A 25,123-nucleotide genomic window follows, 5' to 3' on the forward strand; every position below is an offset into this window, starting at 1 on the left:
GCTCGGCGGACTCGATCTCGGCGGACTCAATGGAAGACGGCATGCGCGAGCCTTCGGGTGACGGTGCCTACGGAACGGAGTGCGGGTGCGAAGCCCTGGGCGTCCAGCGCCCAGCCGAGCAGGACGAAGACCGCGGTCACGGCCGCGGAGCCGGCCAGCAGGCCGGTGAACGGGTCCGCGGGCCGCGCCGCGACGAAGGTGCCGACCACCGTGGCGATCACGGCGGCCCGCACCGGCCGGCTCAGTTCGGCCAGCACCCGCCGGGTACGGATCGGGACGCTGCGCGGGCCCATGCCGGACAGCAGGAGCACGGCGGTGACGGTGATGCCGGTGGCGTTGGCGGCGGCGATGCCGGTGACGCCGTACCGGCCCACCGCCATGGCGCCGATCCAGGAGGTCACGACGATCCCGGCGGCCATGGCGGCGACCGGGTACCAGGTGGCGCGGCCCGCCGAGAAGTAGGAGCGGACCAGCACGCCGACCATGGTCTGCCCGAGCAGCCCGAGCGCGTAGACACGCATCACCGCGGCGGTGGCGGCGGTGTCCGCCGCGGTGAACGCCCCGCGCTGGAACAGGAGATGGATGAGCTGCGGCGCGCACGCCACGACCACGGCGGTGCCGAGCAGGACGACGGCGGCGGCCACCGACAGGTCCCGCTCCACCCGGCGCCTGGCCCGTTCGGTGTCGCCCTCGGCCAGCGCCCGGGCCACCACCGGGAAGGTGACCGTGCACAGCATCAGCGACATCGACATCGGGATCTGCGCGACCTTCTGCGCGTAGTTGAGGTGCGAGATGGCCCCCGAGTGCAGATGCGAGGCGAGGAACCGCTCGATCAGCACCTGCGACTGCCGGCACAGCGCGAACAGCAGCACGGTGGCCATCAGCACGATGTTCAGCGGCTCCGCCTCGGCGACCGGGGCGCCTTCGGCGGTCTTGACCCGCCGCCGCAACTGCCTGAGCAGGGAGGGAACCTGTACGGCGACCATCAGCAGGCCCCCCGCCGCCACCCCGGCCGCGGCCGACCGCACGCCCCAGTGGCCGCCGAGCGCGAACATCGCCACGATGATGCCGGTGTTGTAGGCGACGTAGATCGCGGCCGGCGCGAGGAACCGCCGGTGGGCGCGGAGGGCGGCGCTGCAGTACCCGGCCAGCCCGAAGGTCAGCACACAGGTGGCGGTCAGCCGGGTGCAGGTCACGGCGAGCCCGGGGTCGGGCAGACCGGGCGCGAGCACCTCGACCAGCTGCGGGGCACCCACGATGAGCAGGGCGCCGACGGCCGCGAAGGCCAGGGACAGCCTGGGCAGGGTCCCGGCGACCAGGGCCCGGACGGGGTCGCCGGGGGTCCCCTGGGCCCGCTTGGCTAGCGCCACGCTGAAGGCGGGGATCAGCGCGAAGGCGAGCCCGTCCTCGATGAGCAGCGTCGCCGCGAACTCCGGAACGGTCCAGGCGACGAGAAAGGCGTCGGTCTCCTGGCCGGCCCCGAACAGCCGGGCCAGCGACTGGTCCCGGATGAGTCCGAGGAGCGAGCCGACGACGGAGAAGGTCGCGGTGACCAGCGCCGCCTTGGCGAGCACGCCGCGGGAGGACGGATCCTCGCCCGCGGGGCCCGGCTGTGACGGCTGCGGTTCGGCCGGGCGGGAGCGCCCGGCCCCCACCGATCCGCTGTCGATGCGTGACCCGGGCACACCCGAGGTCCTCGACGGTGTGATCGTCATGCCGACCGCTCCGCCCCCGCCAACGCCCACCAGGCGACCGCCCCGAACACCACGGCCGTCAGCACGGTCGACGGCCCGCCGATGTCCGCGTAGGCGAAGTCCACGAGCTGCCAGACCAGCAGTCCGCACCCCACCAGCGCACAGTCCAGGCCGTCGCCGCCGCGCACCCGCCACAGCCCGCGCAGGCCGCACACCAGCAGCGCCAGCCAACTGCCCGCCAGCGCCAGCGCCCCGAGCAGCCCCTGCTCGCTCAGCACCAGCAGGTACATGTTGTGCGGCGACAGCAGCGGCTGCCTGCGGAACGCGGCCCCGGCCCCCTCGGTGTCGCTGCCGGAGGACAGCGCCAGGGAGGCATGCCCGTCCCGGTACGCCGGGAAGTTCTTCAACCCGACGCCGGTCACCGGGTGTTCGCGCCACATGCCGGAGGCGGCCGCCCACAGTGTGTAGCGGTCGACCACCGACTGGTCCGGGGCGTCGGTCACCTGCCCGATGCTGCTGAGCCGCTCCTGGAGCATGGCCGTACCGACCCCGAGGCCCCCCACCAGCACCACGCCCGCGGCGAGGGCGACCGCCGCCACCTTCAGCGCCCGCCGCAGCCCGGCCAGCGCCAGCTGAACACCGCAGGTGAGCACCGTCGCGATCCAGGCCCCGCGGCTGAAGGACACGGCCAGCGGCAGCAGCAGGGCGAGCGCGCACGCGCCGGCCGCCACCCGCTGCCGTACCGGGGAGCGCCCGAGCGCCAGCCCCAGCGCGCAGACCACGCCGAACGACACCACGGTCGCCATGCCCATCACGTCCTGCGGCCCGAACGTGCCGACCGCGCGGATCTCCTCGCCCTGGTAGGAGGCCCCGGTCCCGGTGAGGTACTGCTGCACCCCCACCGCGCCCTGCCATCCCGCGAGCCCCACGAACGACCAGGCCAGCAGCCGGAAGTCGGCCCGGTCCCGGATCAGCAGCAGGACCGCGGCGGGGACCAGGACGAACACCTGGAGGTAGCGGCCGAGGCCGGTCAGCGCGGCGCCCGGCGAGGCCGCGCCGGCCGCCGCGACGGCCAGCCCCACCACGGGCATGCCCAGCACCACCGCGGCGGTCGCGGACAGGGGCCGGCGCCGCTCGCGCACGGTCCGCACCGCCGCGTACAGGACCACCAGCGCGGACACCGCGTCCGCCGGGCCCGCCCCGCTCTCGTCGCCGGCCGGGGTGAGCGGAAGCGCCAGGACGGCGAGCACGGCGACCGCGGCGAGGACCGGTGGCAGCCGCAGGGGCCTGGCCGGGGAGAGTGCGAAGCTCATCGTCAGCTCCCCGTCGAGCGCACGAGCGAGGCCGCGGTGCGCAGCAGGATGCAGATGTCCTGCCACAGCGACCAGTTGTCGATGTAGGCGTTGTCGAAGCGGGCCCGGTCCTCGATGGAGGTGTCACCGCGCAGCCCGTGGATCTGGGCGAGTCCGGTGATGCCGGTCCGCATCCGGTGGCGGGCCGCGTAGCCCGGATAGGTCTGGCTGAACTGACCGACGAAGTAGGGCCGTTCGGGGCGCGGCCCGACCAGGCTCATGTCGCCCCACAGCACGTTCCACAACTGGAGCAGCTCGTCCAGCGAGGTCTGGCGCAGGAAGCGGCAGAACGGGCTCATCTCGCGCTCGCCGGCCACGCTCCAGCGTGTCGCCGCCTCGTGCGCGTCGACCGGGCGGTGGGTGCGCAGCTTGAGCAGGGTGAAGGGGCGCCCGCCGCGGCCGATGCGCTCCTGCCGGAAGACCACGCCGGGGCCGTCGGTGAGGCGCAGCACCGTCGCGCAGACCAGGAGCAGCGGGCTGACCAGGACGAGCGCCGACCCGGAGACCACGATGTCGAGGACCCGCTTGCCGACGCTGCCGCGTCGCCGCGCGCCCATCTCCAGGCGGCGGCAGGAGAACCCGGCGAGCTGGTCGCGCATCTCGTACGCCGGTGAGTCGGCGTCGACCTCCCAGACCACGCAGCCCGACTCGGCCAGCGCCCGCAGCAGCGGGCCCTGTTCGGTGCGGACGGCGGGGTGGACGGTGAGGACGGCCCGGACCCCGTTCTGGATCAGGGCCCGCTCGACCTCCTCGCCGGTGGTCAGCACGGGCAGCCCTTCGGGGCCCTCGGGGTGTTCGGCGACCACCCCGACCGGCCGTACCCCGGAGCCGGGGTGACGCAGCACGGCGGCGGCGACCCGCTGGGCGGTGGCGGCGGGGCCGATGACCAGGGCGGCGCGCGGGCGGCGCAGCCGGGCCAGACGGCGGCGCCAGTGCACCAGACCGCGGCCGGCGAACGCCGCCGCCGTGTGCAGGGCGCAGCCCAGCAGCAGGGTGCGCGCGGGCAGCGCGCGGTCCGGGTTCCAGGTGGCGAGCGCGGCGGCCAGTCCCAGCCAGACCACGGCGATCCGGCCGCAGACCGCCGGGAGTTCGTCCAGGACCCCGGCCACCCGGCCGCTCGGCTGCGGGCGCAGCAGTATCGCCCCGGACACCAGGAGCCCGACCAGGACCGGCCCGTGGACGGACACGTCGAGGACGACGGCCCCGAGCAGCGCGGCGCACAGGTCGGCGGCGAGCAGCGGCACCGGGGAGGCGGGCCGCGCGGGCGGCCGGCGCAGCGGGAACCGGAAGCCTCCGGCGGTGCGGGCCGGCAGGACCGAGACAGGCGAGAATCCGTGCTCCCGTGGCTGCGGGCCGGGGGAGGGGACGGTGCTTTCCGCGGTCACGAGTGGATGGACTCCCTGCACTCAAAGGTCATGAGGGGGCGCTCGCCGAGGAGTTCGCGGTACAGCTCCGCGACCGCCTCCGCCGTGCGCCGCACATCGTGCGTGGACTGGACGTGCCGGCGTCCCCGGTCGCCGAGCGTCGCGCGCAGCCCGGGGTCGAGCAGCAGCGCGGTGACGGCACCGGCCAGCGCGTCCGGCCGGTCCGGCGGCACCAGGCAGCGCGCGTCGTACGCGGGCGGCAGGCTCTCGCGGGCGCCGTCGACATCGGTGACCAGCACCGGCCGGCCGCAGGCCATCGCCTCCAGCGGAGCCAGTGCCATGCCCTCCCACCGCGACGGCAGCACGACCAGGTCGGCGGCCCGGTACCAGGCGCCGACGTCCGCGACGGCGCCGGTGAACTCGACCGACCCGGGGGCGGTCCGGCGCAGCTCGGCGCCGTCCGGCCCGTCGCCGACCAGCGCCAGGCGGGCGTCCGGCACCCGGCGCAGCACCTCGGGCCAGGCCCGCAGCAGCACGTCCTGCCCCTTCTGCGGGCACAGCCGGCCGACGCAGACGACCAGGGGTGCCGGCCGCCGCCCCGTCGCGGGCCCGGAACGGCCGGGGGCGTCCTGGGCGCCCGGGGTGAAACGGTCGGTGTCGATGCCGTTGGGGACGACGGCGTACCGGGCACGGATCCCGGCGCGCACGCCGGTCGCGCGTTCCGCCTCGCTGACGCACACCACCCGGTGCGCCCAGCGCGCCGCCCACCGTTCCCAGCGCAGCGCCAGCGCGGCGGTGACCCCGCCGACCGCCTCGAAGGACCAGGCGTGCGGCTGGAACAGGGTCGGGATCCGGCCGCGTACCGCCAGGCGGCCCGCCAGGCCCGCCTTGGCGCTGTGCGCGTGCACCAGCTCCGGCCGCACCTCGTCGAGGAGCCGGCCGAGCCGGCGCACCTCGTCTCCGAGACCGGCGCCCGGAGACCGGCCGGCGCGCCACCCGCGCACCTCGGCGCCCAGTTCCCGCGCGGTCTCGGCCAGCTCACCGTCCGGACAGCCGACGGTGACCCGCATGCCCGCCGCGAGCTGGGCCTTCGTCAGGTCGAGGACCACCCGAGCCACCCCGCCCTCGACGGGTTGCGCCAGGTGCAGGACCCGTCGCCGAGGGTCGGTTGCTGATCGGTGCATACGCGGTATTCCTCGCTCACGGGGGGCGCTCGGGACTGCGGGCGGGAACGCGCCGCACTACTGCACGTCCACGGCGGCGAAGAGGGCGCCCGCCCACGCCGCGTCGCGCTGGGAAACGAGCCTGAAGGTCAGCTGGTCACCGCCCTGAGCGAGAGCGGTACCGAGATCGAACACATCCGAGTCGTAACCGAGCGTGTTGTCGTACGCGGGCTCACGCCGGGCGCGTACCGGGCCGGGGTCGTTGATCGTGGAGTCGAGTACGTCGTCGGCCGGACCCGTGGAGTCGGCGAGCGCGGTGGGGATCCGCCCGGCGACGGAGCACGTGAGCGAGTCACCGGTGCCGCCCCGGTCGCCGTTGTAGGCCACCAGACCCACCCGGCCCCCGGCGCCACGCGGGACGCGTAGCCCGTTCAGCCGTACCTCGGTCGCCCTGTCGAGTGAGTCGAAGCCGTCCCAGAGGGCGAGCGTGCGCAGGGGTTCCGCCGGGTTCCGGTACGCCACCACCAGCGTCCAGCCGCCCCAGGCGCCCGGCCCGGACCTGCCCTTGGCGATGTTCACCTGGCCGACCGTCCACAGCCCGGAGCCGCTCGAGCGGACCAGGTCGGTGATCTCCGCCGAGGCCTGGAAGGCGTCCGCGCCGCTCTCCGTCCGGTGGCCCACGACCGTGTCGGCGAGCAGTTCCTTGTACCGGCCGCCGGGTTCGGCGACGAGCACCCGTCCGTCGTCCGCGGCCGGCTTCTGCTCGCCGGCCAGCAGGTTGCCTCCCCAGTACAGGCGCGCGTACGTCACCCGGGCGCCCTCCGGCAGCCGGACCTCGGCGCGCGAGGAGTTGTAGGTGTCGGGGTCGTCGTCGACGTCGACGTAGGACATGTCGAAGTCCCCGTTCACCGCCGGGAATCGGCCCGCGCGCGCGGCCTCGCAGGGCGGTTCCGCCGGGTCCGCGGGCTCCGGTGTCCCGGCCGGGTCGTCGGCCGTCGTACGGCAGCTGACGGACGCGTTGGCCGCCCGGACGATGCCGCCGCGCTGCACCACGTGGTAACGCTCGGCGAAGGGGATGCGCGGTGCCTCGGGGGAGGGCGGTGCGGCCGGAGCGGTCGCCCGGGCGGTGCCCGGCGCCCAGACCGCGGCTAGGGCGAGCACGCTCACCGACGCGCGGCGCAGCGGCGGGCCCAGGGGAATGCGCATGACCGGCTTCGCCCTTTCGGGAAGGGAGGGGAGGCGGGAGGAGTGCGAGGTGGTGCCGATACGGGTGGGTGGGGAGATCCGCAACTCTAGTCGCTATCCGAACTAATCGGTCGATATCGGGCATGTGTGTCGGAATGGTGAAGGCGGGTGACGGGGAGATCACTCGTTCGGCGGCACAACCCGGGCCGGTGTCACGCGTTGACACGGCGCTGGGCATCCGCCCGGATGTTTGTCTCGACCCCAAGGAGCACCTTCATGTCGCGTATCGCGAAGGGCCTGGTCCTGTCCACTGCCGCCGTCGCGGCCGTCGCCGGCGGCGCCGGTGTGGCCGCCGCCGACAGCGGCGCGAACGGCGCAGCCGCCCACTCCCCGGGCGTGCTGTCCGGCAACGTGATCGAGGTTCCGGTCCACGTGCCGGTCAACGTCTGCGGCGACACCGTCGACGTGGTCGGCCTGCTCAACCCCGCGTTCGGCAACACCTGCGCCAACGACTGACGCAGCGGTACCTCCCTCCGGCCGTCCGCCCGCGCACCCCGCGGGCGGACGGCCGGTCCGCGTGTGGGCGGTCCGCGTGTGGGCGGGGTGCGGGCCCGGGCCCGTTCCCCGCTCGGCCGTTCACTGCCCGGCCGTTCCCCGCTCGGCCGTTCCCTCGAACGGCCGGAGTCGGGGCGGACCTGGCGAGGCGGCCTGGGCAGGGCGCCTCATCAGGCACGATGCCGGCCACGCGGAGAGCGGTCGGGGACGGCGGGCGGTCGCGCGGTTGCAGGCCGACATGGGTGATTTCACGGTGGGCAGCAAGATCCGATGCGCATCGAAAGGAACACCCATGCGTGCTCTGCCCGCACGGCGTCTCGCGTCCACCGCGCTCTGCGCCCTTCTTCTGGCCGGGGTCACCGGCCCGGCGGCCGTCGCCGCCGACTCGGCCCACGAGCGTGCCCACGCGAAGTCGAAGGCGCCCGTCCCCGGGGCCGACGCGCTGCTCGCCCAGGCCAAGTCGCTGGGCAACCTCGGAGCCGTGCTCAAGCCGGTCACGGACCTGCTCGCCGCCGTGCTCGCGGCGGACAACGGCCAGCTGACGCCCGATCAGGCCACCCAGTTGGGCGACGCCGTGAAGGCGGCCATCGCCCAGGTCGCCGCGGCCGCCCCGGCCGCCCCCTCGACCCCGGCCCTGCCGTCGACCCCGGCCCTGCCCTCGACCCCGGCCCTGCCCTCGACCCCCGCGCTGCCGTCCACCGCGGCGCTGCCGGGGCTGCCGGCCGTGGCGTCGGCTCCCGCCGTGCCGGCCGCGTTCCCCGCGTCGGGCGCGGCCCAGGCCAAGGGCCTCGGTGGCACCCCCGCCGCCAAGGACCTGGCGGGCGACGCGCTGGCCGCCCTGCAGACCGCGGTCGACAACCTCCTCAAGGCAGCCACCTCCGGGGACCCCACCCAGGTGCTGCCGGCCGCCACCGCGGTGGTGACCGGCCTGGTCAACCTGGTCGCCGCGATCCTGCTCGGCGGCGGCCTGCCCGCACCGAACCTGCCCGGGCTGCCGAGCCTGCCCAGCCTGCCGGTCTCCACGCCGGTCCCGCTGCCCACCGGCTGACCGGCCCGCTCAGGGATCTCATATGTCTTCCGAGCTCGGGGTTTCCGGCCCGCCGGGCCGTCGTTAGGCACGGCGTCAGAACTCCCCCTGGTGGCTTCCGCTACGTGGCTCGCGCCGCCGCAAGTCGCCGAAGAAAGGAAGCACGATGAAGTCCCTGAAGGCTGCCGCTGTCGTCGCCGGTTCCGTGGCCCTCGCCGGCTTCGCCGCCCCCGCGTTCGCCTCGAACAACGCCGACCTGACGCCCACCAGCCTCAACGGCGCCGTGGACACGATCACCAAGAGCCCCCTGACCCTGGACCAGGCGATGCCGCTGAAGCACCAGTCGGACGCCCTCAACACCGAGAACAAGCGCTCCGTGCTCAACAAGGTGAAGAAGACGACCGGCGCGGTCAACCAGCACAACCCGCTGCTCGGCGGTCTGCCGCTGCAGGGCTGAGACCCGGGTGGGACGCGGTTCGAGGGACGCCGGGGCGGCGTCCCTCGTTCGTGTGGCCGCGCGGCCGGGTGTCCGCCGGACGGGTGAGTGACCGCCCTGTCGTCCCGCACCCCGTCGGTAGGGTCGCGCGGTGACCTCAACCCCAAGCGAAACCCGCCCCTTCCGCGTCGCCGACCTCGGCACGGTCGCCGTGCTGGCCTGGAGCGGAGAGGCTCCCGACGGCAGCGACATGCCCTACCTGCTGGCCTACTCCCTCGGTGACGCCGCGGGCGGTGCCCGGGCCACCTCGGCCGCCGTCGAGGCACTGCTGGAGAACAACGGACTGCCGGTCGGCGGCGACCTCGTCGACGGCACCGCCCGGCCCGGCCTGCCCGTCACCCTGCTGGTCGAGTCCGGTACGGCCGTCCTCAACCTGGCACCGCTCAACGCCCAGTGCGCGGTGCCCGATGAGTGGCTGGCCGCCGTCGGCGAACGCGGCTACGCCTACCTGGTGTTCACCACCAGGCCGTGGCCCGGCGGCGAGCCCGGCAAGCCCGTCGAGGCGGCCGCCCTCAAGGAGTTCGCGGGATCCGACGAGACCCTGACGGCCGCCGCGCACGTCGTGCTGCCCGCCCGCAGCCTGCGCGGCTGAAGCGACGAGCCGATGAGTGAACAGCCGACTAATGGTGCGCCCGGGCGAATTGTGAACTGATGCCGGTTTCCGGCTCGTTACCCGGTACGGACCCCGCTCGTCCCGCCTCCTGAAAGGGCCCGTACCCGACATGAAGCCGACCACCCGAGGAACCCTTGCCGCCGTCGTCACGGGCGTCGTGGCAGCCGTGGCCGCCGCCGCCACGCCCGCCGCCGCGTCCCCGACGGTGCCCGTCCCCGTGCCGCTGGACGGCGTCGAGAAGTCCCTCGGCGTGGAGGTGCCCAGAATCGGGATGGAGCTGCCGCTGCTGATCCCCGGCACCCCGCAGGGCCCGCGTTTCACCGAGGGCCGGCTGCTGCCGGACCGGACGCTGCCGCAGGTGCCGCTCAACGGCGGGCTGCCCGGCGTCGGCGTGCGGGTGCCGCTGCCGCACGTCCTCGGCGACGGCTACGACCACATCGGCATCGACACCCCTGCCTCCGGCCTGCGCGCCCTCACGCCCGGTCTGGCGCTGGTCGCCCCGCTCACCGCGCCCGACCCGCGCCACCTCGGCATGCCGGCCCCGCAGCTTCCCGACGCCGGGGTGCTCGCCCCGGCCCTGCGGACGGTCGTCGGCGGCGACCTGGGCGCCGGCCCCGGCCTGTGACCCGCCGCTGAACCGGCCGGGACGGCCGCTCGCGGGGCCGGCCGTGCGCCGGTTGGCGGCGCGGCGGTGACCGGGCGGCCCCTCGGACGGTTACCGGTACCGACAGCGATCGGTGAACCGTACGAGGAGTGGGCATGGTCGTCGGAGCAGGCGGTGTGGCGGTGGGCGCGGAACCGGGGGCGGGGCGGCCGGACAGAGCCGGGGCGGGCGGACCGACGCGGCGCGAGGTGACCCGGGGGCTGCTCGCCTCCGCGGCGGCCGTGGCGCTCGCCCCGCTGGTCGCCGCCTCCCGGCCGGTGCCACCGCTGGACGAGCCGGTCGGCGGTTCCTTCGACGAGACCTACCGGGGCCGCCGTATCCGGGGTGTCCTGGTGCCGGGGGCGGGCCGCGGGCACGACGAGGGCGAGTGGCAGGTCACCGTGGCGGGCCGCCCGCTGCACCTGATGCGGCGGGCCGACGGCACCTGGCTGAGCATGGTCGACCACTACAGCTCGTACCCGACCCCGCTGGCGGCGGCCCGGGCGGCCGTCGACGAGATCGGGCCCGGGCAGCGGCTGCGCGACCTGGCCCCGGGACCGATGGGCGGGGGGCACCGGCACATGGGGGGCGGCCATGGCGTACGTGCGTAAGGACGTCGGCAGGCTGACGTCCGGCGAGCGCAAACGGCTCGTGGACGCCTTCCTCGAGGTCAAACGGCGAGGCGAGTACGACGAGTTCGTGCGGACGCACATCGACCACTACACCGCCGACGGGGAACGGGGTCTGCGCACCGCCCACATGGCTCCCTCCTTCCTGCCCTGGCACCGCCGTTTCCTGCTGGAACTGGAGCGCGCCCTGCGCCGCGTGGACGGGTCGGTGACCGTGCCGTACTGGGACTGGACCAAGGACCGTACGGCGTCCTCCGTCCCGTGGACGAGGGACCTGCTCGGCGGGAACGGCCGGGCCCGGGACCAGCAGGTGATGACCGGGCCGTTCGCCTACTCGGCCGGGCACTGGACCATCAAGGAGGGCGTCACCGACGGCGAGTTCCTCGCCCGGGACCTGGGCCGGGCCCGCGCCCCGATCGCCCTGCCCACCAGGGCCCAGCTCGCCCGGGCGCTCGACGACCCGGTGTACGACGCCGCCCCCTGGGACTCGACCGTCGGCCGGGGCTTCCGCAACAAGCTGGAGGGCTGGGGGGCGGGCAGCGGCAGTTCGTCGTGGCGCAACCACAACCGGGTGCACCGCTGGGTGGGCGGGGCGATGCTCGGCGGCGCCTCCGTCAACGACCCGGTCTTCTGGTTCCACCACGCCTTCGTCGACCTGCAGTGGGAGCGCTGGCGGGCCCGGCACCGGGGACAGCGCTACGTGCCGGCCCGGCCGCCCGGCCGCGGCGACCCGCAGTACGGGCGGGTGGTCGCCCGCGGCGAGAGGCTGCCGCCGTGGAACGTCACGCCGGAGTCGCTGGAGGACGTGAGCCGGATCTACCGCTACGCCTGAGGCGGGCGGACACGGGAGGAGCCCCGGCACCCAGGGTGCCGGGGCTCCTTCGCGGGTGGTGGCTCAGTTGCCGTAGCCGCCGTTCTTGCCGTCCATGGTGCCACCGGCCTTCATGTGGCCCTCGTTGGCGCAGGTGGCGCCGAACGCCGGGTTCAGCAGACCGATCACGTCGATGGTGTCGCCGCACAGGTTCACCGGGATGTTGACCGGGACCTGGATGACGTTGCCGGACAGCACGCCGGGCGAGCCGACGGCCTCTCCGTTGGCACCCGCGTCGGCCAGCGCCAGGCCGGCCCCGCCGATCACCACAGCGCCGGTGCCCAGGGCGACGACGGCGGCCTTCGCGATGCGAGACATCACGTTCTCCTTCTTGTTGCTCGGGGAGTGCGGCGGCAGGACCAGCCGCCGCACTCCCCGTTCAACGCCACGACCTGCGGCTGGTCACGCCGATCGCCCGACGATCACTCCAAGGGCCCGAGTCGGGGCAGTCGCCGTACCGGGGAGCCCGCCGGGAAGGGCCGGGTGTTCCGCACCGCCGGGCCGCGCCACGTCATGTGGTTGGCGTAGGTGACACGGCGTCGGCGTACCGGGGAGGCGGTCAGACCCCCGTCAGCGTCGACCGGTACCAGCGTTCGGCGCGGCGGAAACAGCTCGCGAAGCCCGCGCCCGGCGGTTCGCCGAGGTCGGACCAGAGCGCGTCCGCCTCGAAGAAGTGATCCGTGGTCAGGATGTCGAGCGTCTCAGGCCGGACGCCCTTCGCCGTGAGGATCGCCTTGGCCCCCTCGACGGTGAGGTTGTCGCGCGGCCAGGCGATCCCGGCGCACTCGGCGACCGCCCGCAACGCGCTGTCCACGGTGACCGGAACGGGATGCGCCGCGTGGTAGACCCGCGAGGTCAGTGCCGCGTCCGGGGCGAGTGCCGTGGCCACCAGCAGCCGGGCCAGGTCCGGCGCGGTGATCACCGACGCCCGTGCCGGCCAGCCGGCCACCACGCCCGGCAGGGCGCGCAGCAGCCGCGCCAGGTTGGGCCCGACCCACAAGTCCCCCTCGCCGAACACCAGGTGGGGGCGGAGCACCACACCGCCGGCGGCGAGGACCGCGTCCTCGGCCGCCGCGCGGGTGCGGGAGGTGACGGAGCCCGGGTTGCGCGTGAGCTCCTCGGGACGGGAGCCGCGGAAGGTGCCGCGGCCGTAGACGGAGGCGGTGCTGAGCTGGACGATCCGGCGTACCCCCGCGCGCCGGGCCTCGGCGACCAGCGCCGCCGTCCCACGTGTGTTGACGGCCTCGTTGGCCGCCGCGCTGCCGCCGATCTGCGCGGCGCAGTGCAGCAGGACGTCGACCCCGTCGCAGACCCCGCGCAGCGAGCCGGGGTCGGTCAGGTCCGCGGACACGCTCCGCGCTCCGGAGCAGGCCCGGGGCACCGACCTGCGGTGGGTCATGAGCCTGAGGTCGGCGCGCCGGAGCCGCGCCTCGTGCGTCACGTGCGTGCCGATGAATCCGGACGCGCCGGTGATGAGGATGGTGGGCACGGAGACTCTCCCGGAGGCGGTCAGGGTCAGCGGACACGTGGCCGCAGGACGAGTTCGGCGGTGAAGACCGTCTCCTGCCGCTGGCTGCCGCGCACCCGTACCAGCAGGTCGCCCGCGCTGCCGTACGGCTCGGGGTCGGCCGTGATCCAGCAGGGCGCGTCGAGTTCGGCGTAGCGCAGGAACTCGCTGCGCATGCCGAGCAGGAGGGCGCCGGGCGCTCTGGTGCGGGCGTGCGCGGCCTGCCGGGCGGCCTCCAGGAGGAACATGCCGGGTATGTGGTCCACGGGGTGGTCGAAGTAGGTCGGGTGCGCGGTGTCGACGCGCAGTTCCCACCGGTCGCGGACGCCCGGCTCGGGCCGGCCGAGGACGACGTGCCGGGGTCCGGCGTGGCCGACGGCCGCCGGGTCGAGGGCCGGTGGCGGGGTGCGGCCGGTGGTGGGGCGTTCCCCGCGCATCCGCCGGTAGACGTCCGGGCTCATGCAGCGGAACGCGGCCGAGGCGGTGGCCCGGGCGCCGTTCTCGCGGACCACCGTGACGTCGTAACGCATCTCCCGCAGCCGGCCGGCCCGGCGGACGACGTCGCGGCAGACCGTGTGCATCTGGGCGTCGGTGGGGACCGTGTCCGCGACCAGCAGCTCAGGTTGAGTGGTCACGGACATGTCAGACATGAGGAACTGGTGGCCGAACGGCACGTCGAACTCGGCGTGGGCGAGCAGGGAGCCGATCTGGCGGACGGACTCGACCAGCAGCATGGGGTCCTGGTAGCCCCGGTCGGGTGCGAACAGGGCGTGGCAGCGCGGCCATTGGGCCCGGACGACGAAAACATCCGGTTCGGTCTGTTCCCAACTGGTGAGCAGGACTTCGGAGACCGCCGCGCGATGGACGTACTCACGCGGCACGGTGGTGGTGAGTCCGGGAAGGCGGGACTCCGGGGCGATGGCCCGGTTGGTGAGGTGCGGCATGTGCAGCGCTCCTGTCGATGTGACGGAAGGGGGCAACAACATGCCGTACGCCGGCTGTCACCCCCGTGGCCGACGTTCTAGCCACAAGATACAGACAAGTCGGTCCGGTTCTGCAAGGGGCAAATTGATTTCCCAGGCACGCCGGGAGGGTGGCGCCTGATGGATGTGACACCTTTTGGGCGGTCTGCGGCAAACGCACCCGCAGAGCATGTAGGTTTGTATGTTTTAAAGCGCAAACACGGTCCTGGGTTGGGCTCGTTTCCGGGGTCGCCTACTGGAGTCTCATCTATCACTTGTCCGGCAAATCGGAGAAACTGCAGCTCAAGGCGGAGGAGCCGAGGGGCGGGTGGGGAGTGCGGGTCGCTGGCCTGGGTAATTGACAATCAGACAAGTCTGTTTGGTATGGTCTGGTTGTGAACCCGCAGTCCAAGACGAAGTGACGTGGCTCAGGGGGAGCAGATGACCCGGCAGTACGCGAACCTCATGACGCCGTCACCGCGGCGTCACCGCTCGCACGCACCGGCCCTCCCGGCCGCTCCGGCGGTGCCGGCCGCCTCGGTCGGCCCGGTGGCCCCGTCGTACGGTGCGCCGCCGACGGGAGCCGTGAACGTCCTGGTCGTGGAGCACGACCAGCGGTCCGCCGACGCGCTGCTGCACGACCTGGTCCGGCACGGGTACGCCACTCGCAGCGCGGCCACCGGCGCACAGGCGCTGCGCGGGCACCGCGAGGCCGATCTGATCCTGCTCGACCTGGACCTGCCCGACCTGGACGGCCTGGAGGTGTGCCGGGGCATCCGGGCGGTCAGTGACCTGCCGATCATCGCCGTCACGGCGCGCGACTCGGAACTTGACTGCGTGCTGTGCCTGCAGGCGGGCTCGGACGACTACCTCGTCAAGCCGTACGGCTTCAGGGAGTTGCTGGCCCGGATGGAAGCGGTGCTGCGGCGGGCGAGGGTGCAGCCGGCGGCCCAGCCGGCCGGCGGTCGGGCCGTCGCCCACGGACCGCTGCGCATCGACCCCGGCGCCCGCACGGCCACCCTCGACGGCCGGCCGCTGGACCTGACGCGCAAGGAGTTCGACCTGCTTCACCTGCTGGCCTCGCAGCCTGGCATGGTGATCCCGCGCCGCCAGATCATGGCCCAGGTGTGGGACGACGCCTGGTCCCCGCGCGGCCGCACGGTCGACACCCACGTCGGCACCCTGCGCGGCAAACTCGGCTCCAGTTCCTGGATCGTCACCGTCCGCGGGGTCGGGTTCCGGATCGGACGTCCGTAGCGCTCGCGCGCATTGCCCGAGGTCATGCCCGGTTCCGTAGCCGGTCCGGTAATCGCTTTCCGACGACTCTCGACGCGGTACTGACCGTATGCCGTGGATGCGGCTTACGATACAGACAAGTCTGTTGAATTCAGTGGGAGAGCGTAAGGATCTGGCATGGCTCAGCAAGAACGCGGCAAGCGATCACGGCGGTCGATCCTGGAGGCGGCGGCCCAGGTCTTCGACGAGCGCGGCTACGACGCCGCCAGCACCAACGAGATTCTGGCCCGCACCGGACTCACCCGCGGTTCCCTCTATCACCACTTCCCCTCCAAGGAAGCCATCGCACTGGCGCTGGTGCAGGCCCACGCCGAGGCCCTGGAAGTGCCCGAACGGCCGATCAAACTGCAGTCGGTGATCGACCTGACCATGGAGTTCGCCCGGCGCCTGCAACACGACGCGGTGCTGCGCGCGAGCGTGCGGCTGACCATAGAGCAGACCTCGTTCGACTGCCCGCCGCGGAGCACCTACGAACAGTCCATGGAAGCCATTCTGACGCTGATGCAGGAGGCCGAGAAGGGGGGCGAGATCCTGCCCGGGGTGGATGTGCACGAGGTCACCTCGCTCGTCGTCGGTTCCTTCACCGGGCTGCAGATCATGTCCCAGGCCTACACGGGCCGTGCCGACCTGCCCGAACGCACCGGCGTCTTCTGGAGATTCCTGCTGCCCGGCCTTGCCACGCCGGGACTGGTCGGCCGGCTGCGCACGACGCCGCCGCCGGACTGACCGGCGCCGCCGACCGGCTTCCGGTCCGTCCGCCGCGTGCGGGGCGGACCGGCGCGGGGTCAGATCCGCCGTTCCCCTCCGCGGCGGGGGCGGCCGTGGTCGAACAGCGGACGCAGCAGCCCCCACAGCCGCCTGCTGATGTCGCCGTCCCACCAGCTCGGGTCGGTGTGCCCCAGGGACTCGATGCCCGCTGCCATCACCATGGCCAGGTCCGCCAGGTCCTCGGCCGCTTCCTCGGCCTCCTTCTGCGCCTCCGTGACCCGTTCGTGGACGGCGGTCAGCAGGTCGTCGCGCAGCCGGGGCGGTCCGGACGAACCGTCCGCGGCCAGTTGCATGCCCGCCCGGACGACCTTCTCGGTGCGCAGGGCCTCGCCGAGTGCGAGCAGGAAGCGTTCCGGCGCGTCCGCCGCCGGACCCGCGAACGCCTCCTCGGTCAGCGCCTCGACGCGCTGCCGGGCCTCCTCGTACACGGCGGCAGTCAGGGCCGTGGTGGAGGAGAAGTGGTGGTAGAGCGCCCCCCTGCTGACGCCGGCGCGGCGGCAGATGTTGACCAGTCCCGCATCGGTCAGCCGGCCGTCCGCGATCAGTTCGGCGGTGGCATGGAGGAGAGCCCGACGGGTCTGCTCGGATCGCGCCTGCATCAGGTCGCACCTGCCTTCCCTGCCAACAGTGTGCCTGTTGCGCGCAATGCCTGTGGACGCCGGCGTCCATGGTGGCATGAATCATACAACCATGCCTGTTTACTGAGAGAGTCCCCGTAGAGGAATGTCTCCTCGCATTTTCCGGTCAGGTCTGAATCCCCAGGTGGTGGCAGTGGCTGTCCGGAAACAGGTGTGGTGGATGAAGGTCCAGGGTCAACCTCTAAGCAGACAGGTCTGTTTGTTATGATGGCTTGCATCCGGCCACTTGACACGGGTTTGACACTCCGCTGACAGAACTGCGCAGGATTGTGGGAACCCTGAACCGTCGTGCGTTGAAGCGGTCGGCGACCCCCGTGAGACTGGATGCAGTTCCGCATGGCATAGGCCTAGGAAACGGGGGATCATCATGGAAGGTTTTCAGCAACTCACCGACAGTCACCGCAGCCGCGACTGCCGACGGCTCTGCGGCCGGATCTGTGTCCGCTGTCTGGACCGGATGGACCGAGGGCTGCGCGCCCTGCTCGGCCTGTACCGGGAGAGCGACGAGGCGCTGGCGCCCGGGGCTCCGGTACTGCGGGAGCGGGTGAGCGGCAGTCGCGCGACCGTCGGCATCGTGCTCGATGAACGGGCCCTGGCGCTGCGTACCCGGACGGCCGAGGTGATGGCGCTGTGGGCGCGGCTCGTCGTCGACGAGCGCACCGGCGACCGTCCCGCCGGCCGCGGGATGGGCGCGCTGGTGCGGTTCCTGCGCCAGCAACTGCACTGGCTCGCCGGGCATCAGGCGGGTCCGGACTTCGACGAGGAACTCGCCGAACTGCTCGGCGACCTCAGAGGGCTGCTCGGCATGGGTCCGGTGAGCCGGTTCGAACTCGGCCCGTGCACCCGGCCGGAGTGTGCCGGCACGCTCTACGGCGTACTGCCGGCGGACGGTGGCGGCGGTGTGCCGACTCATGTCACCTGCGACGACGGTCATGCTCTTCCCCCACGCCAGTGGCTGCTGGTCGCCGACCGGATGCGGGAGGCGGCCTGATGCGGGCGGTGGTGCATGCAGGGGGCGGAGGGAACGCGCGGAACGGGAGGGGGCGAAAGCCGTGATCGAGCCCGCGCCCACGCCGCGCACGGTGCCGACCGAGCTGGCGGCCCTGGCCATGGGGGTCACCCCGGCGACCATCCGCAAATGGGCCAGCCGCGGAAAGATCACCCGGCACGGGGGCCCACGGCGGGCCGAGTACGACCTCGACGAATTGTTCGCGCTGGCCCGGCAGGGCGAGCGCGCATAGGAGAAGCGAATCCGTACAGCCGGCTGACAGCTGCCGGTATCTCAGGACCAGCACCCCACAATGAACCGGATCCGTGCGGGGATCCGGTCCGAAGCAGCCCCCGCGGCCCATCCCCCCCGCCGCGGGGGCTGCTTCGCGTATTCGCATTCAACTTCCCTATATACGAGCTGAGTTGACGCATCGGAGTCGAAGGTGTCACACTCTTTTCGGCGCCTCCATGCCCTGACGGCGGTGGCGCCCCGGCCGGACTCCTTCTGCCGAGTCCGCAGCATCCTTCTCGAAATCCGCGTCCCGCTCGGGGCGCGGATTTTTGTTTCTCTCCCATTCCCTACGTGAGGAAGTGTGGGCGATGCCTGTTTCCACCTGGACACCCGTCGGTCAATGGACGGGGACGGTCACGCACGACGGCGAGGCGGACCGGTACACCGTCGCCTTCGCACCGGACGGTTCGCTCTCGGTCACCACGCAGAAGAGCACCGGCACCGGCTCCTGGGCCGTCACCGCCGACGGCCTGCTGGAGTTCTCCCTGCGCGAGGACTTCAACCTCGACGTCACCCAGATCAGCCCCAACGGCCACCGGGCCGCGTACATCCAGATCGACATCACCGCGCGGCACGACGGCGACGCGCTCACCGGCGAGGGCAAGGCCGTCGTACACGGCCCGGACGACGTCGTGATCTACGCGACGGACGCCCGGACCGAAGCGCGCCGGGTGTCATGACGGCCGAGGTCGCCCGACTCACCGACGTGCTGAGCCTGCGGGACCTGGCCGGGCGCTATCTGGCCGGCCTCGACGAGGGCGGCTTCGACGAGACCTGGGCGAGGTCCCTGTTCACCGAGGACATCGAGATGACGTTCCCGGTGGGCAGCCACCGGGGCTTCGCCGGGGTGTGCGGCTTCACCACCGAGATCATGGCGCGCTGGGGCCGTACCCACCACCACGGCTCCGAGAGCCAGGTCGACCTCGACGGCGACCGGGCCCAGGTCACCTGGAGCCTGATCGCCTCCCACGTGCACCACGGCTCACCGCTGCCCCCGGACCCCACCCAGTACTTCCAATTGGGCGGGCGCTTCACCGCCACGGCCCGGCGTACCCCGGAGGGCTGGCGCTTCGATCGGCTGCGGCTGCGGATCGTGTGGACGACCGGAGCCGTACCCAAGGGCGTGACCCAGGTCGACAGGCAGACGCTCGACACCCGGGGCAACACGACAGCACCTTCAGCAGCAGAGGAGAACGCACCCATGCCCACCACGCTCACCGCGGACCAGCAGAAGGAACTGATCGAGAAGGTCTTCCACGAGGGACTGGACCTCGGCGACCTCTCGGCCGCCGACCGCTATCTCACCGCGGACTTCCGCAACCACGGCAGCCACGACGACTCCATGCGCGGCCCGGAGGCGTTCAAGCACACCATCAGGATCCAGCAGTCCGCGTTCAGCGACATCAAATACGAGATCCTCGACTTCATCTCGATGGGTGACAAGGCCGCCATCCGCTGGGTCATGCACGGCAAGCACACCGGCCCGTTCATCGGCATCAAGCCGACCGGCCTGCAGGTCCAGCACCAGGCGATCATCTGGTTCCGCTTCGAGGGCGACCGGATCGCCGAGCGCTGGGGCATCGTCGACAACTTCTCCCTGCAGAAGTTCCTCCAGTCCGGCGGCAAGCCGGCCGGCCCGCTCACCCCGGCGGGCGGCCCCGGCGCGGCCAAGCCCGCGGCCTGAACACCGTCCGGCCGGCCGGCCCCCTCCGCGGTCTGCGGCAGGGGCCGGACGGCCGGCGGCCGGGGCGTACGCCGACGGAGCCGACGGAACCGATGGAACCGATGGAGCAAGGGACACAGGCATGCCGATCGACAGGAAAGTCGCCCGCTTCAACCGGCGGTTCGCCAACCACTTCGTGGGGCCGCTGTTCAGCCGGCTGCCCGGGTTCGGAAAGGTCCACCACCGCGGACGCAAGTCGGGGCGCGAGTTCGCCACGCCGGTGAAGCTGTTCCGGCGCGGCGCGGACGTCATCATCACACTGCCGTACGGACCCGGTTCCGACTGGGTCAAGAACGTGCTGGCGGCGGGCGGGTGCGAGATCACCACCCGGGGCCGCCGTATCCGGCTCACCAGTCCCGTGGTCTTCAGCGACGACGGGACGACGCGGATGCCCGCCCTGACCCGGCGGATCCTCGCCCGGGTCGAGGCCACGGAGTTCCTCGCGCTGACGCCGGTCCAGGCGTCGACGCCGGTGAGCCGGACATGAGCGCGGTCGGTCGGGTGACCCGGCCGCTTCGGGTGGGGCTGCTGGTCGGCTCCGCCCGCGACGGCCGGCTCGCCCCGGACGTCGCGGGCTGGTTCGCGCGCGTGGCCGCCCGCCGGGACGACCTCGTCCTGGACGTCGTCGACGTGGCCGAGCATCTGCTGCCCGTCGGCCTCGACGCCGACGATCCCCGCACGGTGGCACTGCGACCGAGGCTCGCGGGGGCAGAGGCCTACGTCATCGTCGTCCCCGAGTACAACCGCAGCGTCCCGGGTCCCCTCAAGACCCTCATCGACAGCTTTCAGTCGGAGTGGGAGGCCAAGCCGGTCGGCTTCGTCGGCTACGGGCTCGGCATGGCCGGCGGGGTGCGCGCGATCGAGCATCTGCGGCAGATCTTCGCCGAGTTCCACTGCGTGGGGATGAAGGACATCGTGACGTTCCCTCGGGTGCTGGAGCACTACGGCGCCGACGGCACGTTCCCGGCCGAGCCCGAGGGTGCGGAGACGGCGGCCAAGCTGATGCTCGATCAGCTCACGTGGTGGGCGACGGCCCTGCGCGAGGCCAAGGCCCTCCGCCCGTACGGCACGTGAGACGCCCCGGCCGCACGCCTCGCCAGGGGCGCCGTACCTGACCCCTCGTTCACCAGGAGACCCTGATGGCTGCCGCCGTCCCCGATCCCCTCACCCCTCTCCTCGTCGCCGTGCCCGTCGTGATCCTCTCCTGCCGGGCCGGTGCCCAGTTGCTCAAACGGCTCGGGCAACCGCCTGTGGTCGGTGAGATCCTCGTCGGCATCCTGCTCGGCCCCTCACTGCTGGGCTGGCTCTGGCCCGACGCGCAGACCTGGCTCTTCCCCCCATCGGCCCTGCCCTACATCGGCGTGCTCGGCAACATCGGCCTGCTCGCCTTCATGTTCCTCGTCGGGCTGGAACTGGACCTCACGTCACTGCGCGGAAACAGCAGAACCGCCGTGGCCGTCTCCCAGGCCGGCATCGTCCTGCCACTGGTGCTGGGCACTGTGCTGGCGCTCGGCATGTACGGCGACTTCGCCCCCGCCGGCACCAAGAAGCTGCCGTTCGTGCTGTTCATCGCGGTCTCGATGAGCATCACCGCCTTCCCTGTGCTGGCCCGGATCCTGACCGACCGTGGCCTGTACCGGACCGGGGTGGGCTCGCTCGCCATGGCCAGCGCGGCGGTGGACGACGTGAGCGCCTGGTGTCTGCTGGCCGCCGTGGTGGCGGTGACCAAGAGCAACTCTCCGATGGAGGCCGTCGTCACGGCCGGATACGCGCTCGCCTTCGCGGCGGCCATGTTCCTCGTCGTACGACCGCTGCTGGCCAGGTGGGCCGCGCGTGCCGAGCGGCGGTACCCCGACGGCGTCGTGATGGTCGTGCTGTTCAGTGGGCTGTGCCTGGCTGCTTACGCCACCGACCGGATCGGGGTGCACGCGCTGTTCGGCGCGTTCCTGTTCGGCGTGGTCGCCCCGCGCGGCAGCCGGCGGATCGAGGCCGGCGCGGTCCGGATGCGCACGTTCGCGGTGCCGGTGCTGCTGCCGCTGTTCTTCGTCAGTACCGGTCTGAGGACCGATGTGGGCCTGCTGGGCAGTAGCGGCACCCACTGGCTGTGGGCGGCCGCCGTGCTGGCCGTCGCCGTGGTGGGGAAGTGGGGCGGCGGCACGCTCGCGGCCCGTTTCTCCGGCCGCGGCTGGCGAGACGCCATGTCGCTCGGCGCGCTGATGAACTGCCGGGGCCTGACCGAGCTGGTCGTGCTGAACATCGGGCTGGGCCTGGGCGTCATCGGCCCCGAGCTGTTCACCGTTCTCGTGCTGATGGCCCTGGTCACCACGGCCATGACCACTCCCGCGCTGACCCGGTTCCGCAAGGGAATCGACGAGGACCTCGCGTCGGGCACGGCCGCGACCGGCCAGGAGGAGCCCGCCCTGCAGTCCGCGAGAACACACTGACCCGCGTCCTCGACCGGTTCGACGAACCCCCACGTCCGGGCACACATAGCTAGTTCGAGTCCTGATGGTTGGTAGATTGCTGATTGGGGACTTGATGGATAAGTGCCTTGACGATACTTTGAGGGTGAGCTCCACACCTCCACCCGACCGTGAAGCACCCTGAGACAACGGAGACCTCTCGTGTCGCTGCAAGACCGCACTCAGGCCGTCCCCGAGGCCGCGGCTCCGCCACGGCAGGACGCCAGGCTGGGCCTCGCTCTGCTGGTCATCGCCACGGCCCAGCTCATGCTCGTTCTCGACAACACGATCGTCGCCGTGGCGCTGCCGAGCATGCAGAACGCACTGGGCCTGAGCGAGTCCGGCCTCGGCTGGATCGTCACCGCCTACGCGCTCGCCTTCGGCGGTCTGCTGCTGGCGGGCGGGCGCGCCGGTGACCTCTTCGGCCGCCGGCGCGTGTTCCGCACCGGCCTGATCCTGTTCACCGCCGCCTCGCTGCTCGGCGGCCTCGCCCAGAGCGGGGCCCTGCTGATCGCGGCCCGCGTGATCCAGGGGGCGGGCGCCGCCATCGCCGCCCCCACCGCCCTGTCCCTGCTGGCCACCACGTTCCCGGCCGGTCCCGCCCGCAACAAGGCGCTCGGTGTGTACGGAGCGATGGGCGGCCTCGGTTCGGTCGTGGGCCTGTTGCTCGGCGGTGCGCTCACCGAGTACCTCAGCTGGCGCTGGGTGATGTTCGTGAACATCCCGATCGCGCTCGCCGTCCTGCTCGGCACCAAGGTTCTCGTGGGCGGCGAGCGTGAACGCGGCAAGGTCGACGTGCCCGGCGCCCTCACCGCGACCCTCGGCTTCGGCTCGCTCGTCTACGCCATCAACCGCGCCGGTGACAAGGGTCTCGGCGACACCGTCACGCTGGCCGGGCTGGGCGCGGCGCTCGTGCTGATCGGCGGCTTCGTCGCCATCCAGCGCGGCAGCGGCTCGCCGATGATCCCGAGCGGTCTGCTGGCCGACAGGAGCCGTGTGGGCGCCAACCTCGTCATGTTCCTGGTCGGGGCCGGCATGCTCGCCACCTTCTACTTCCTGACGCTCTACATGCAGGTCGTCAAGGGGTACGCGCCGATGGTCACGGGCGTCGCCTACCTGCCCTTCGCGCTCGGCATGGGCATCGCCGGTGGGGTCGGCCCGCAGCTGCTCGCCAGACTGCCCGAGCGCAACGTGATCGCGCTCGGCCTGGTCGTCGGCATCGCGGCCATGGTCTGGTTCAGCTTCGTGGCGCCCGGCCAGAACCCGTGGGCCGCCCTGCTGCCGGCCCAGCTGGTCGCCGGTCTCGGACTGGGCATGGTCTTCGTGGCCGTCACCATCGTCAGCGTCCGCGGCGTCGCGCCGCAGGCCACCGGTGCGGCCTCCGGCCTGGTCAACACCGCACAGCAGATCGGCGGTGCCGTCGGCCTGGCCGGGCTGGCGGCGGCGGCCACGGCTGTCACCGACCACGAGCTGCCCGGCAGCATGCCGCACGCGCTGACCACCGGTTACTCCTTCGGTTTCCTCCTCGGCGGCGGCCTGTACCTGCTGGCCCTGATCACAGCCCTGGTCACCTTGCCGGGGGCGACCCCGCAACCCCTCCAGGACGGCGAGCGCACCCCCGCCACCCGGTGAGACCCGACGCGCGGCCCCGCGTCCGACCGACCGGGCACGGGGCCGCCGGCCGCCTCCCGACCCGGGCGACGGCCGGGTGCGCGAGCGGTCCCCGCTCCGTGGGAGCGGACTTCGGCGGCGGGGCGGCGGACGTACGAGGGTATGCGCCGCTGCATATACTCGAGCAGGAGGTGCTGTCGTGCGGCGTGAAAGTGGCGAAGGAGGAGGTCCGGTGAGCCGGACCGAGGAGACCGCCGAAGTCCCCGGTGTCCTTCCGGAAGAGCTGACCGGCTTCATCGGTTACCTGCTGCGCCGGGTGTACGCACAGTTCTCCGCGAACGGGAACGGCGGCGACAGCGACTCGCGCGACTTCCTGGTCCTGGACGCGCTCACCGGCCGGGACTGGGAATCCCAGCTCGACCTCGCGGAACGGCTCGGCATCAACCGCACCATCATGGTGGCGGTGATCGACCGTCTGGAGGCCCGCGGGGAGGTCCAGCGCACCCGCAACCCGGACAACCGGCGCCAGTACGTCCTGTCCCTGACCGGCCTGGGGCGGGAGGGCGTGGAGGCCAGGCGCCGGGCGGTCGCCGAGCGGGGCGCACGGCTGACCTCGGTACTGACCCCCGACGAGGCCGCGCGGCTCGACAAGCTGCTGGCCCGGCTGCTGCCCGAGTCGGCGCAACCCCTGGTGCAGGGCACCGAGTACCTGGTGGCCCAGGCCCACCACCGGCTGCGCAAGCACGGCGACGACAAGCTGGCAGGGACCGGACTGCGCGTGCGTCACTACGGCCCGCTGTCCGCCCTGGACGTGTTCGGGCCGATCGCGCAGCAGCAGCTCGCCGACATGCTCGCCATCACCGGCCCGGCCGCCTCCCAACTGGTGGACGAACTGGTGAAGTCGGGCCTGGTGAGCCGCGGCCGCGACCCGCACGACCGGCGCCGCTACGCGCTCGAGGTGACCGAACGCGGCCGCGAGAGCCTGGTGGTCGTCGCCGGCGCCGTGGCCGGCCTCGCCGCGGACGTCGCCGACATGCTCGGGCCGGGTGGCGAAGACGAATTGCGGGCGCTGCTACTGAAACTCCTGGCCCCGACGCATTCCGGCCCCGCATTCTCCGAGAACGCCAAGTCGTCTGTTTCTGCCAGGGGTTGACCCTCTGTCCAAGGAATGTCACGCTTGATTCCGCGGCTGGACCGTGCCGCTTTCCAGGCTCTTCGCATGTGCGAGGGGCCTTTTTTCATGCCGCTATCCCGGCGTGCACCACGCTTCGACGCCCTCGAC

General features: G+C 72.7%; 27 protein-coding genes. 18 read left to right on the forward strand and 9 right to left on the reverse strand.

Features of this window, described 5'->3' with window-relative positions:
- Positions 1 to 26: 26 nt before the first annotated feature.
- The 5 genes from murJ to ACFY3I_RS19465 are packed head-to-tail and all read right to left on the reverse strand — an operon-like array spanning position 27 to position 6,779.
- Positions 27 to 1,715, reverse strand: coding sequence for a murein biosynthesis integral membrane protein MurJ (gene murJ / locus ACFY3I_RS19445; RefSeq protein WP_390861654.1), 1,689 nt, complete (start codon positions 1,713 to 1,715; stop codon positions 27 to 29).
- Complete coding sequence (locus ACFY3I_RS19450) at positions 1,712 to 3,007, reverse strand: O-antigen ligase family protein (RefSeq protein WP_390861655.1); 1,296 nt, start codon at positions 3,005 to 3,007, stop codon at positions 1,712 to 1,714. Before ACFY3I_RS19450 ends, murJ begins: the two co-directional genes overlap by 4 nt.
- Positions 3,008 to 3,009: 2 nt before the next feature.
- On the reverse strand, positions 3,010 to 4,431 hold the full coding sequence (locus ACFY3I_RS19455) for an exopolysaccharide biosynthesis polyprenyl glycosylphosphotransferase (protein WP_390861656.1): 1,422 nt from the start codon (positions 4,429 to 4,431) through the stop codon (positions 3,010 to 3,012).
- On the reverse strand, positions 4,428 to 5,594 hold the full coding sequence (locus ACFY3I_RS19460) for a glycosyltransferase (RefSeq protein WP_390861657.1): 1,167 nt from the start codon (positions 5,592 to 5,594) through the stop codon (positions 4,428 to 4,430). Before ACFY3I_RS19460 ends, ACFY3I_RS19455 begins: the two co-directional genes overlap by 4 nt.
- Before the next feature lie 57 nt (positions 5,595 to 5,651).
- Positions 5,652 to 6,779, reverse strand: a complete 1,128-nt coding sequence (locus ACFY3I_RS19465; RefSeq protein ID WP_390861658.1) for a DUF3344 domain-containing protein — start codon at positions 6,777 to 6,779, stop codon at positions 5,652 to 5,654.
- Between the two features lie 255 nt (positions 6,780 to 7,034).
- Here ACFY3I_RS19465 and ACFY3I_RS19470 point away from each other — a divergent pair, with 255 nt between their 5' ends.
- From ACFY3I_RS19470 to ACFY3I_RS19500, 7 genes are all read left to right on the forward strand, one after another.
- Positions 7,035 to 7,274, forward strand: coding sequence for a chaplin (locus tag ACFY3I_RS19470; RefSeq protein ID WP_390861659.1), 240 nt, complete (start codon positions 7,035 to 7,037; stop codon positions 7,272 to 7,274).
- Between the two features lie 331 nt (positions 7,275 to 7,605).
- The gene (locus ACFY3I_RS19475) at positions 7,606 to 8,361 is read left to right on the forward strand and encodes a hypothetical protein (protein ID WP_390861660.1); all 756 of its coding nucleotides are present in this window, start codon (positions 7,606 to 7,608) and stop codon (positions 8,359 to 8,361) included.
- Between the two features lie 145 nt (positions 8,362 to 8,506).
- Positions 8,507 to 8,797 (forward strand): hypothetical protein, encoded by a 291-nt coding sequence (locus ACFY3I_RS19480; RefSeq protein WP_365295091.1) that lies wholly within the window; start codon positions 8,507 to 8,509, stop codon positions 8,795 to 8,797.
- Positions 8,798 to 8,927: 130 nt separating this feature from the next.
- A complete protein-coding gene (locus ACFY3I_RS19485) occupies positions 8,928 to 9,428 on the forward strand; it encodes a DUF5949 family protein (protein WP_390861661.1) in 501 nt (166 codons plus the stop codon).
- A 130-nt stretch (positions 9,429 to 9,558) separates the two neighbouring features.
- Positions 9,559 to 10,074: a hypothetical protein gene (locus ACFY3I_RS19490; RefSeq protein ID WP_390861662.1), complete on the forward strand. Its 516-nt coding sequence runs from the start codon at positions 9,559 to 9,561 to the stop codon at positions 10,072 to 10,074.
- A gap of 134 nt (positions 10,075 to 10,208) precedes the next feature.
- Positions 10,209 to 10,703 (forward strand): tyrosinase cofactor, encoded by a 495-nt coding sequence (locus ACFY3I_RS19495; protein WP_390861663.1) that lies wholly within the window; start codon positions 10,209 to 10,211, stop codon positions 10,701 to 10,703.
- Positions 10,687 to 11,553: a tyrosinase family protein gene (locus ACFY3I_RS19500; protein WP_365295084.1), complete on the forward strand. Its 867-nt coding sequence runs from the start codon at positions 10,687 to 10,689 to the stop codon at positions 11,551 to 11,553. Before ACFY3I_RS19495 ends, ACFY3I_RS19500 begins: the two co-directional genes overlap by 17 nt.
- A gap of 63 nt (positions 11,554 to 11,616) precedes the next feature.
- Here ACFY3I_RS19500 and ACFY3I_RS19505 read toward each other — a convergent pair whose 3' ends face one another.
- The 3 genes from ACFY3I_RS19505 to ACFY3I_RS19515 all read right to left on the reverse strand — a co-directional run bounded on the left by ACFY3I_RS19505 (position 11,617) and on the right by ACFY3I_RS19515 (position 14,043).
- Positions 11,617 to 11,910, reverse strand: a complete 294-nt coding sequence (locus ACFY3I_RS19505) for a chaplin (RefSeq protein WP_390861664.1) — start codon at positions 11,908 to 11,910, stop codon at positions 11,617 to 11,619.
- Between the two features lie 241 nt (positions 11,911 to 12,151).
- On the reverse strand, positions 12,152 to 13,081 hold the full coding sequence (locus tag ACFY3I_RS19510) for an NAD-dependent epimerase/dehydratase family protein (RefSeq protein WP_390861665.1): 930 nt from the start codon (positions 13,079 to 13,081) through the stop codon (positions 12,152 to 12,154).
- Positions 13,082 to 13,107: 26 nt separating this feature from the next.
- The gene (locus ACFY3I_RS19515) at positions 13,108 to 14,043 is read right to left on the reverse strand and encodes a ScbA/BarX family gamma-butyrolactone biosynthesis protein (RefSeq protein ID WP_390861666.1); all 936 of its coding nucleotides are present in this window, start codon (positions 14,041 to 14,043) and stop codon (positions 13,108 to 13,110) included.
- 459 nt (positions 14,044 to 14,502) lie between these two features.
- Here ACFY3I_RS19515 and ACFY3I_RS19520 point away from each other — a divergent pair, with 459 nt between their 5' ends.
- Together ACFY3I_RS19520 and ACFY3I_RS19525 are read left to right on the forward strand one after the other, a co-directional pair.
- Positions 14,503 to 15,318, forward strand: a complete 816-nt coding sequence (locus ACFY3I_RS19520; RefSeq protein WP_390861667.1) for a response regulator transcription factor — start codon at positions 14,503 to 14,505, stop codon at positions 15,316 to 15,318.
- Between the two features lie 156 nt (positions 15,319 to 15,474).
- On the forward strand, positions 15,475 to 16,083 hold the full coding sequence (locus ACFY3I_RS19525; protein ID WP_390861668.1) for a ScbR family autoregulator-binding transcription factor: 609 nt from the start codon (positions 15,475 to 15,477) through the stop codon (positions 16,081 to 16,083).
- A 59-nt stretch (positions 16,084 to 16,142) separates the two neighbouring features.
- Here the strand turns inward: ACFY3I_RS19525 and ACFY3I_RS19530 are convergent, their stop codons facing one another.
- Positions 16,143 to 16,724, reverse strand: a complete 582-nt coding sequence (locus ACFY3I_RS19530) for a TetR family transcriptional regulator (protein ID WP_390861669.1) — start codon at positions 16,722 to 16,724, stop codon at positions 16,143 to 16,145.
- Between the two features lie 406 nt (positions 16,725 to 17,130).
- Between ACFY3I_RS19530 and ACFY3I_RS19535 the strand changes: the two genes are divergently transcribed.
- The 9 genes from ACFY3I_RS19535 to ACFY3I_RS19575 all read left to right on the forward strand — a co-directional run bounded on the left by ACFY3I_RS19535 (position 17,131) and on the right by ACFY3I_RS19575 (position 24,994).
- Positions 17,131 to 17,754, forward strand: a complete 624-nt coding sequence (locus tag ACFY3I_RS19535; RefSeq protein ID WP_390861670.1) for an OvmZ protein — start codon at positions 17,131 to 17,133, stop codon at positions 17,752 to 17,754.
- A gap of 61 nt (positions 17,755 to 17,815) precedes the next feature.
- Entirely contained in the window at positions 17,816 to 18,004 is a 189-nt protein-coding gene (locus ACFY3I_RS19540) for a hypothetical protein (protein ID WP_390861671.1), read from the forward strand.
- Between the two features lie 349 nt (positions 18,005 to 18,353).
- Positions 18,354 to 18,725: a dehydrogenase gene (locus tag ACFY3I_RS19545; protein ID WP_390861672.1), complete on the forward strand. Its 372-nt coding sequence runs from the start codon at positions 18,354 to 18,356 to the stop codon at positions 18,723 to 18,725.
- Positions 18,722 to 19,729: an ester cyclase gene (locus ACFY3I_RS19550; protein WP_390861673.1), complete on the forward strand. Its 1,008-nt coding sequence runs from the start codon at positions 18,722 to 18,724 to the stop codon at positions 19,727 to 19,729. Before ACFY3I_RS19545 ends, ACFY3I_RS19550 begins: the two co-directional genes overlap by 4 nt.
- Positions 19,730 to 19,850: 121 nt before the next feature.
- Positions 19,851 to 20,255 (forward strand): nitroreductase family deazaflavin-dependent oxidoreductase, encoded by a 405-nt coding sequence (locus ACFY3I_RS19555; RefSeq protein WP_390861674.1) that lies wholly within the window; start codon positions 19,851 to 19,853, stop codon positions 20,253 to 20,255.
- On the forward strand, positions 20,252 to 20,842 hold the full coding sequence (locus ACFY3I_RS19560) for an NADPH-dependent FMN reductase (RefSeq protein ID WP_390861676.1): 591 nt from the start codon (positions 20,252 to 20,254) through the stop codon (positions 20,840 to 20,842). The genes ACFY3I_RS19555 and ACFY3I_RS19560 overlap by 4 nt, the downstream gene beginning before the upstream one ends.
- 65 nt (positions 20,843 to 20,907) lie before the next feature.
- Complete coding sequence (locus ACFY3I_RS19565; RefSeq protein WP_390861677.1) at positions 20,908 to 22,212, forward strand: cation:proton antiporter; 1,305 nt, start codon at positions 20,908 to 20,910, stop codon at positions 22,210 to 22,212.
- A gap of 180 nt (positions 22,213 to 22,392) precedes the next feature.
- Positions 22,393 to 23,862 (forward strand): MFS transporter, encoded by a 1,470-nt coding sequence (locus ACFY3I_RS19570; RefSeq protein WP_390861678.1) that lies wholly within the window; start codon positions 22,393 to 22,395, stop codon positions 23,860 to 23,862.
- A 211-nt stretch (positions 23,863 to 24,073) separates the two neighbouring features.
- Positions 24,074 to 24,994: a MarR family winged helix-turn-helix transcriptional regulator gene (locus ACFY3I_RS19575; protein ID WP_390861679.1), complete on the forward strand. Its 921-nt coding sequence runs from the start codon at positions 24,074 to 24,076 to the stop codon at positions 24,992 to 24,994.
- The last annotated feature ends 129 nt before the right edge of the window (positions 24,995 to 25,123 follow it).

This window comes from Streptomyces sp. NPDC001068, from assembly GCF_042897315.1.
Taxonomy (GTDB): domain Bacteria; phylum Actinomycetota; class Actinomycetes; order Streptomycetales; family Streptomycetaceae; genus Streptomyces.